Below are 8,821 nucleotides of genomic sequence, written 5' to 3' on the forward strand. Positions count from 1 at the left end.
CCTCGGCCGCGCGCTGGGCGCGCGCAGCGAAACCCTCACCGGCCTATCGGGCCTCGGCGATCTCATCCTGACCTGCGCCAGCCCGCAATCGCGCAACTTCGCGCTCGGCCTTGCGCTTGGACGCGGCGAGCAGCCGCCCGCCGGCAAGCTCGCCGAGGGCGAGTTCACCGCCCCCGTGCTGATCGAGCTCGCAGCGTCGAAAAACATCGAGCTGCCGGTGTCGGAAGCGGTCGCATCGATCTTGAACGGCAAGAGCACGATCGATGCCGCAATCTCGGCGCTGATGACGCGCCCCTTCAAGTCCGAGGAATGAGCATGGCGTATTGGCTGGTGAAATCCGAACCATCGGTGTGGTCGTGGGACCAGCAGGTGGCCAAGGGCGCCAAGGGCGAGGCCTGGACCGGCGTACGCAATTACACCGCGCGCCAGAACCTCGTCGCCATGAAGAAGGGCGACAAGGCGTTCTATTATCATTCGAACGAGGGCAAGGAGATCGTCGGCATCGCCGAGATCATCAAGGAGGCCTATCCCGATCCGACCGACAAGACCGGCAAATTCGTCTGCGTCGACATCAAGGCCGACAAGCCCCTGAAAACGCCGGTGACGATGGCCGCAATCAAGGCCGAAAAGAAGCTCGCAGACATGGCGCTGGTGAAATATTCCCGCCTCTCCGTGCAGCCTGTCACGGCGGAGGAGTGGAAACTCGTCTGCAAGATGGGCGGGCTGTAGTCGAAGCTGCCGTGGCCCGGATGAGCGCAGCGACATCCGGGATGATCTGGTCCCCCATATCGCGATGCTCATGCGGGCTACGATCGCGGCCGTCGTAGGGTGGGCAAAGGCGCACTTGGCGCCGTGCCCACGATTTTTCTCGGTATCTCGTTAGAAGTGGCGGGCACGCTTGGCTTTGCCCGCCCTGCCGCAGCTGCGTTACACCGCCGCCGTCGCCACCACCTGGGCCAGCAGCTGCTCGCGCCGCCCCTGCGAGCGCTGGCCCTTCATGGTCGCGGCGAAGCGCTCGAGGATGCCCTCCTCGAAGGCGGTGACGATGGTGTCGTGGACGTAGCTCCTGCGGCAAATCGCCGGCGTGTTCGAGAGCTTGTCGGCCGCGGCGCGGATCGCCTCCAGCACCTGCTTCTTGCGGCCGCGCTGGCTGGTCGCCGGCGTGATCCGCGACAGGGATTCCACGACGACCGCCGAGGCCATCAGCGTGCGAAAATCCTTCAGCGAGATCTTGATGCCGGCGATCTCGCGCAGAAACGCGTTCACCTGCGTGGTGCTGACCGCGCGCACGACGCCGTAGGCGTCGCGATACTGGAACATGCGCTTGCCGGGCACGCCCTGCAAAATACCGATGGCACGCACTAGCTTGGCCGCGTCGCACTCCTTGCGCACCGCCTTGCCGCCCTTGGCCTTGAAGGTCAGCACGAAGCAATCGTTTTCGAGCGTGACGTTGGACTTCAGCAGCGTGGTGGCGCCGCGGGTGCCGTTGAGGCGGGCGTAGGATTCGTTGCCGGGTCGGATCGCGGTGCGCGCGATCAATTCGATCACGGCCGAGAGCGCGAATTCGCGCGTCGGCTCGTCACCGGACAGGAACGCCGAGACCTTGCGCCGGATTTTCGGCAGCGCGCCCACGAGCTTTTCCAGGCGATGCGCCTTGCGCTGCTCGCGGACCTTCTCCCAGTCGGCGTGATAGCGATATTGCAGCCGGCCGGCGGCATCGCGGCCGACGGCCTGCAGATGCGAGTTCGGGTCGGCCGAGTAGCGCACCTCGCGATAGGCCGGCGGCACCGCCATGGAATGCAGCCGGCGGATGGTGCGGGCGTCGCGGATATGCGCGCCGTTGGGACGGACGAACGAATAGCCCTTGCCGCGCTTGATGCGGCGGATGGTCAGCTCGTTCTGGTCGCCGAGGCGCAAGCCCAGCTCCTTGGCGAGCGCTTCGACCGTCGCCGGCGCCGCGTCGAAGGTCTTTTTGGGGCTGGGACGCCTGAAACCGGTCGGTTTCGGCCATTGTCCGAGGGCCTTGGCCAGGGCAACAGCGGCTGGATCGGCTGAAGCGGGCCGCATCGTCCCGAGATTCTGCTGATCCATCATAATGTTAAGCCTTGACCCTGTCTGCTATCGTTCAATGCCGCTGTTCTGAATTTTGTTCCTTGGGGTCGCCTGGGACCCGGGTTGGCCATTTAGGGTGTTCCGAACCGTATTGCGAGTCCCGAATCAGTGAGAGGAGGTTCCCAGATACCTCTGTTGCCGCATGGGGCTTTGCGCAGGGCCGTTCCGGGTAACGGGGTAAATAGACCGGAGGCTGCTGATGCTTGTTTCAAACCGGCTTGTTTCAGATCTGCGACGGCCGGCTCGCGCGGCTTGATCCTCCGCATGGCCGGGTGCCCGCCGAAGGTCCAGCTTGTGCTCCTTGTCGGGTCCGGTTAGCCCGACGCATAATCCGTCAAATGATGATGCCGGCATGGCCTGAGCTTGCCGCATGTGGAGGGAAGCATGTCCGAGAAGATCTACGACGTCCCCGCGGAATGGTCGAAGCGCGCCTGGGTTGACCAGGCCAAGTACAAGGAAATGTACGCCCGCTCGATCTCGGACCCGAACGGTTTCTGGGCTGAGCAGGCCAAGCGCATCGACTGGATGCACGCGCCGACGAAGATCGAGAACGTCTCGTTCGCGCCCGGTAACATCTCGATCAAATGGTTCGAGGACGGCATCCTCAACGTCGCCTATAATTGCATCGACCGGCATCTCGCCAAACGCGCCAACCAGACTGCGATCATCTGGGAAGGCGACGATCCCTCGCAGTCCAAGCACATCACCTATCAGGAGCTGCATGACGAGGTCTGCCGGATGGCCAACATCCTGCGCACCCGCAACGTCGGCAAGGGCGACCGCGTAACCATCTACCTGCCCATGATCCCGGAGGCAGCCTATGCGATGCTGGCCTGCGCACGCATCGGCGCGATCCACTCGGTGGTGTTCGCGGGCTTCTCGCCCGACAGCCTCGCCCAGCGCATCAACGACTGCCAGTCCAAGGTGATCATCACCGCGGACGAAGGCCTGCGCGGCGGCAGGAAAGTGCCGCTGAAGGCCAATGTCGACGCGGCGCTCGCTAAAGCCGACGGCGTCGACTGGGTCGTCGTGGTCAAGCGCACCGGCGGCAAGGTCGACATGAATCCGACGCGCGACCTCTGGTATCACGAGGCGGCGGAAATGGTGACGACGGAATGCCCGGTCGAGCACATGCACGCCGAGGATCCGCTGTTCATCCTCTACACGTCGGGTTCGACCGGTCAGCCTAAGGGCGTGCTGCACACCTCCGGCGGCTATCTCGTGTTCGCCTCGATGACGCATCAATACGTCTTCGACTATCACGATGGCGACATCTACTGGTGCACCGCCGACGTCGGCTGGGTCACCGGCCACAGCTACATTCTCTATGGGCCGCTGGCCAATGGCGCGACCACGCTGATGTTCGAAGGCGTGCCGAACTATCCGTCGATGTCGCGCTTCTGGGAAGTCATCGACAAGCATCAGGTCAACATCTTCTACACCGCGCCAACCGCGATCCGCGCGCTGATGCAGGCCGGCGACGAGCCGGTGAAGAAAACCTCACGCGCGAGCCTGCGCCTGCTGGGTTCGGTCGGCGAGCCGATCAATCCCGAGGCCTGGCTGTGGTACCATCGCGTGGTCGGCGACGGCCGCTGCCCGATCGTCGACACCTGGTGGCAGACCGAGACCGGCGGCATCCTGATCACGCCGCTGCCGGGCGCGACCAAGCTGAAGCCGGGCTCGGCGACGCAGCCGTTCTTCGGGGTGGTGCCCGAGATCGTCGATGCCGAGGGCAAGGTGCTGGAGGGTGAGACCACCGGCAATCTGTGTCTCACGCGCTCGTGGCCGGGCCAGATGCGCACGGTCTATGGCGACCACGCCCGCTTCGAGCAGACCTATTTTTCGACCTACAAGGGCAAGTACTTCACCGGCGACGGCTGCCGCAGGGATGCCGACGGCTATTACTGGATCACCGGCCGCGTCGACGACGTCATCAACGTCAGCGGTCACCGCATGGGCACCGCGGAAGTCGAGAGCGCGCTGGTGGCGCATGAGAAGGTATCGGAAGCCGCCGTGGTCGGTTTCCCGCACGACATCAAGGGCCAGGGCATCTACGCCTATGTCACCCTCATGGCTGGCGTGCAGCCGAGCGACGATCTGCGCAAGGAGCTCGTGACCTGGGTGCGCAAGGAGATCGGTCCGATCGCCTCGCCCGACCAGATCCAGTTCGCGCCGGGCCTGCCCAAGACCCGCTCCGGCAAGATCATGCGCCGCATCCTGCGCAAGATCGCCGAGGACGAGCCGGGCAGCCTGGGCGACACCTCGACCCTCGCCGATCCCGCCGTGGTCGACGACCTCGTCAAGAACCGGCAGAACAAGAAGTCGGCGTAAGCCCACAACACATCGTCATTCCGGGGCGGTCCGCAGGACCGAACCCGGAATCTCGAGATTCCGGGTCGCGCTGTCGCGCGCCCGGAATGACGGCCGCTTGCATCCTCACCCACTTGTCACCGTGAGCCCGCTCGCGCCTGCATCTTTCCCATCAGGTGTTGTTTTCAGGTCATTTACTTTATTTCGAACATTTTCTTTGTTCCCCCTGCTGACGACCCTTGGCGGCTGCGCGCGGAAACCATCCGGTGAACCCGCGCGGTCAAGAATGTCGGGTACGCAGCCATTTCCAGGTTCTGCGTCAATTTTGGGCGATCCGTTTTTGGGCAAGGGGAAGCATCGATGTCGATGAGGATTGCGGTGGCGGTGGCTGCCACCATCGGGGCTGGAGTTCTGATGTCGACGGCGGCGCAGGCGCGGCCGGAGCTGGTGGGAACGCACCTGGCTGACTATTCGCCGGGCACCATCGTGGTGAAGACCAGCGAGCGGCGGCTCTATCTCATCCTCGATCACGGCCATGCCGTGGTTTATCCGGTCGGCGTCGGCAAGGCCGGCAAGCAATGGGCTGGCACCACGAAGATCGACGGCAAGTATCTCAATCCGGCCTGGGCGCCGCCCGCCGAGGTGAAGCGCGACAAGCCCAACATCCCCGACGTGATTCCCGGCGGCTCGCCGCGCAACCCGATGGGCGTTGCGGCGATGACGCTGGCCGGCGGCGAATACGCCATCCACGGCACCAACGTGCCGGGGTCGATCGGCGGCTTCGTCTCCTATGGCTGCATCCGGATGCTCAACGACGATATCACCGATCTCTACAGCCGCGTCTCCGTCGGCACGACCGTGGTCGTGACGCGCTGATCGCCTGAATCAGCCGGGATGAAAGGCCGCGTCTTTCGACGCGGCTTTTTTGTTACCAGAACCGCCAGCCGCGCGCGCACCAGCCGCCACGATGGCCGCCATTGTAGTTGCGGACGAAATCGCCGGCGAGCAACGCCGTCGCAACATTCGCGGTGCGCCTTGTCGCGACGTCGGCGAGGACGCGGCCGTATTTGTCGGGACCGAGATTGGTGATGGTCACGCCGCCCTGGCCGAGCAGATCCCGCAGGGCACGGGCCGCAGCTTCGGCCTTGTCGAGCTCCTCCTGGCAGGATGCTTTCAGTTCAGGCGCATCGATGCCGCGTAGCCGGACCCGCACGACGGGATCGCGTCCCTCGCGCAGGCGAACACGCGCGAGAAAAGTGTCGCCGTCGATGGTGCGGATGACGTCGACCGGACGGACGTCGGCATGGCCGGTCTGTTGCAAGACGATTTCCGCGTCCTGCGATCGCTCGTCCGCGTGCGGCAGGGGCCAGTTCGTTCCGTGACGAAAGAGGAGCATGACCGCGGCCACGACGCCGACCACGAACATCCAGGGCAGAAGTCCCGAGAAGCGGCGGCCGAACGGTGCGCCGCCGAGGGAAGATCGATACGCATTGCTACGGCCGCGGGAACGCATGGCGTAACGCTAGAGCTGAGTCGGGGAATTCCGCAAGCGACACCGCCTGGCCTTGGCACAGATCGTCACGCGAGCTCGAATGCTCGGTGACGAAGGAGGAGCGCCTACTCCGCCGCAGCCTCGATCGCCTCCATGTCGTCGTCCGAAAGGCCGAAATGATGGCCGATCTCGTGGATCAGGACGTGGCGGACGATGTGACCGAGGCTTTCGTCGTGCTCGGCCCAGTAATCCAGGATCGGCCGGCGGTAGAGCCAGACCATGTTGGGCAGCCGCGCCACGTCGGATACGCTCTGCTGCGGCAGGCCGACGCCCTGGAACAGGCCGAGCAGGTCGAACTCGCTCTCGCATTCCATCTCGTCCAGGACCTCCTCGCTCGGGAAGTCGTCGACGCGGATGATTACGCCCTCGCAGAGCTTGCGGAACTCCTTCGGCAGGCGCTCGAAGATCTCATGCGCCGTTGCTTCCATCTCGGCCAGCGAGGGCGCTTTCAATTCCGTCCACATGCACACCTCTTAGCGTAGGTTCCGCGGCGATGCATCCCGCTTTATAAGCGCCGCGAGGTTGACGCGCGCTGTCAAAACGGGGAGCGTGGGCCCTCGAATGGGACGTTTCAGGCGGACGAAAAAAATGCGAACGAAAACAGTGCTGGCTCTACTGTGCATGGGGTTGTTTTCGCAGTTTTCCGTTGGCGCCGAGGCCCAGACCGCCAGTTCCGGAATGCGGATCGCCCAATTGGTCTCACCGGACGACGTTCCCCCGCCGCGCAAGCGGCCCCCGGCGCGCTTGCGGGTCACGCCCTATCAAAGCCCAGACGGCGTCTATCCCCGCTACAATCCCGGCCCCGATGCCGTCCGCGTCTGCAACGCCACCTATGTCCAGGAGTACAGGCCGAGCGGCACGGTGATCGTTCCGCGCGTAAGCTGCTACTGGCGCCGCGGCTGAGACTGTTCCATGCCCGTGATGGCGAAATGGATCGCATTGGCCATTGCCGTCGCGCTGGCCGGCGGCCTGTCGCGCGCGTCCGCAGCGCAAAGGGCGGCGATTCCGGAGGCGTCGGCAGGGATCGCGGTCTTCGATGCGCGACGGCCCACACGAAATGTCGTGGTGCGACCTGTCGTGCGCCGTGATCCACGCTACTACGCGCGGCCCGTCCATTACCGTCCCTATCCCTACGGCGTGCCGGCCCCGTTCGTGTTCGGCTACGGCCCGTTCTGGTGAAGCGCTAGCCCTCCGGCGCAAATCCCTCGAGAGCAGCATCGAATACGCGCGGCAACGCGAGGCACTGCGTCGCATGGCGGCGTCCGGCGTCGTTCATTCATGGCGCGTTCACGTCGCTGTCCGCAACTTCGACCCGGGAGCGACCGTCATTGAACGGCAGCAGCGGCGCAGCGCGCATCGCAGCTCTGCCGTGCTGATTCAGGGAGAATTCCATGCTGAGAATATTCGGACGCCGGGCGAGCCCGATGCGCCTGCTCGGTCTCGCAGCCGCCGCGACGCTGATGCTGTCGGCCGGAACCGCGCGTCGCGCTGAAGCGCTGACCTTGATCAATCCGGCGACGTCACCCGCGGCGAAGGCGGCGGCCGACGATCTCGTCACGCAGGTTCGCCATGGCGGCGGCCCTGGCGGCGGACGTTTTCACGGCGGCGGAGGCTTCCGCGGTGGCGGCTTTCACGGTGGTGGTTTCCGGGGCGGCCATATCGGCGGTTTCCGGGGCGGTGGCTTTCATCGCGCTCATGTCGGCGGCTTCCGCGCCGGACCGGCGTTTCATCACCGGCATGTCGGCTATCGCCATCACGGCTTTCGCTACGGCGGACATGGCGGATACCACCGTCACTGGGGACACCATCGCCCCTATTACCGGCATCGTCACGTCTACCGGCCCTATTATGTCGGCGGCTACTATCCTGCCTACTCGTATCCGCGCCGCTGCCGGATCGTCTTCACCTATTACGGCCCGCGCCGCGTCTGCCATTGGCCGCGCTGGCAATATCCGTATCGGTATTGGTGAGGTGAGTTAGGCCCGTCATTCCGGGATGGCGCGCAAGCGCCAGACCCGGAATGTCGAGAGTCCGGATACGCCCTTCGGGCGCTCCGGAATGACGGGCGGCTAATACCGGAACCGGCTCAGCGCCAGTCCCTGACGTCGACGAAATGTCCCGCGATCGCCGCGGCTGCCGCCATGGCCGGCGACACCAGATGAGTGCGGCCCTTGAAGCCCTGGCGGCCCTCGAAGTTGCGGTTCGAGGTCGAGGCGCAGCGCTCTTCCGGCTTCAGCTTGTCCGGGTTCATGGCAAGGCACATCGAGCAGCCCGGCTCGCGCCATTCGAAGCCGGCCTTGATGAAGATCTTGTCGAGGCCCTCGGCCTCGGCCTGCTCCTTCACGATGCCTGAGCCCGGCACGACCATGGCGTTGACGTGGGCGTTGACGGTCTTGCCCTCGGCGATCTTCGCCGCAGCCCGTAGATCCTCGATACGGCCGTTGGTGCAGGAGCCGATGAAGACGCGGTCGAGCTTGATGTCGGTGATCTTCGTGCCCGCGGTCAGGCCCATATATTTCAGCGCGCGATGCTTGGAGATGCGCTTGGCCTCGTCTGCGATCTTATCAGGGTCTGGCACGATGCCGGTGACCGAGATCACGTCTTCGGGGCTGGTGCCCCAGGTCACGATCGGCGGCAGCTTGGCCGCGTCGAGCCGCAGCTCATGGTCGAAATGCGCGCCCTCGTCGGAGCGCAGCGTCTCCCAATAGCGCATCGCTGCGTCCCAGGCCGCGCCCTTCGGCGCCTTCGGACGATCGCGCAGGAAGTCGTAGGCCTTCTGGTCGGGCGCAACCAGGCCGGCGCGCGCGCCGCCTTCGATCGACATGTTGCAGACCGTCATGCGGCCTT

11 protein-coding genes are annotated in these 8,821 nt (G+C 64.9%); 7 read left to right on the forward strand and 4 right to left on the reverse strand.

What is annotated here, in order from left to right:
• On the forward strand, window positions 1-313 hold a 313-nt coding region (locus JHD07_RS24890), incomplete at its 5' end, for an NAD(P)H-dependent glycerol-3-phosphate dehydrogenase (RefSeq protein WP_366865142.1).
• A 2-nt stretch (window positions 314-315) separates the two neighbouring features.
• Complete coding sequence (locus tag JHD07_RS24895) at window positions 316-729, forward strand: EVE domain-containing protein (protein WP_291626860.1); 414 nt, start codon at window positions 316-318, stop codon at window positions 727-729.
• 198 nt (window positions 730-927) lie between these two features.
• Here JHD07_RS24895 and JHD07_RS24900 read toward each other — a convergent pair whose 3' ends face one another.
• Window positions 928-2,094, reverse strand: a complete 1,167-nt coding sequence (locus JHD07_RS24900; RefSeq protein WP_291626861.1) for a DNA topoisomerase IB — start codon at window positions 2,092-2,094, stop codon at window positions 928-930.
• A gap of 402 nt (window positions 2,095-2,496) precedes the next feature.
• On the opposite strand from JHD07_RS24900, the gene acs reads away from it, so the two are divergent.
• Window positions 2,497-4,443 carry an acetate--CoA ligase gene (acs, locus tag JHD07_RS24905; protein WP_291626862.1) on the forward strand — a complete coding sequence of 649 codons (1,947 nt, stop codon included), beginning with the start codon at window positions 2,497-2,499 and terminating at the stop codon, window positions 4,441-4,443.
• 339 nt (window positions 4,444-4,782) lie between these two features.
• A complete protein-coding gene (locus tag JHD07_RS24910; protein ID WP_291626863.1) occupies window positions 4,783-5,298 on the forward strand; it encodes a L,D-transpeptidase in 516 nt (171 codons plus the stop codon).
• A gap of 52 nt (window positions 5,299-5,350) precedes the next feature.
• Here JHD07_RS24910 and JHD07_RS24915 read toward each other — a convergent pair whose 3' ends face one another.
• Both JHD07_RS24915 and JHD07_RS24920 read right to left on the reverse strand, forming a co-directional pair.
• Complete coding sequence (locus JHD07_RS24915; protein ID WP_291626864.1) at window positions 5,351-5,935, reverse strand: thermonuclease family protein; 585 nt, start codon at window positions 5,933-5,935, stop codon at window positions 5,351-5,353.
• Between the two features lie 104 nt (window positions 5,936-6,039).
• Window positions 6,040-6,438: a metallopeptidase family protein gene (locus JHD07_RS24920; RefSeq protein ID WP_291626865.1), complete on the reverse strand. Its 399-nt coding sequence runs from the start codon at window positions 6,436-6,438 to the stop codon at window positions 6,040-6,042.
• 157 nt (window positions 6,439-6,595) lie between these two features.
• On the opposite strand from JHD07_RS24920, the gene JHD07_RS24925 reads away from it, so the two are divergent.
• From JHD07_RS24925 to JHD07_RS24935, 3 genes are all read left to right on the forward strand, one after another.
• On the forward strand, window positions 6,596-6,877 hold the full coding sequence (locus JHD07_RS24925; RefSeq protein WP_291626868.1) for a hypothetical protein: 282 nt from the start codon (window positions 6,596-6,598) through the stop codon (window positions 6,875-6,877).
• A gap of 9 nt (window positions 6,878-6,886) precedes the next feature.
• Complete coding sequence (locus JHD07_RS24930) at window positions 6,887-7,153, forward strand: hypothetical protein (RefSeq protein ID WP_366865145.1); 267 nt, start codon at window positions 6,887-6,889, stop codon at window positions 7,151-7,153.
• Between the two features lie 212 nt (window positions 7,154-7,365).
• A complete protein-coding gene (locus JHD07_RS24935; RefSeq protein WP_291626866.1) occupies window positions 7,366-7,944 on the forward strand; it encodes a hypothetical protein in 579 nt (192 codons plus the stop codon).
• Window positions 7,945-8,060: 116 nt separating this feature from the next.
• Here JHD07_RS24935 and JHD07_RS24940 read toward each other — a convergent pair.
• The coding region (locus JHD07_RS24940; RefSeq protein ID WP_291626867.1) for an aconitase family protein at window positions 8,061-8,821 on the reverse strand (761 nt) is incomplete at its 5' end.

Origin of the sequence: Bradyrhizobium sp. (genome assembly GCF_016462955.1) — a bacterium.
Lineage (GTDB): Bacteria > Pseudomonadota > Alphaproteobacteria > Rhizobiales > Xanthobacteraceae > Bradyrhizobium.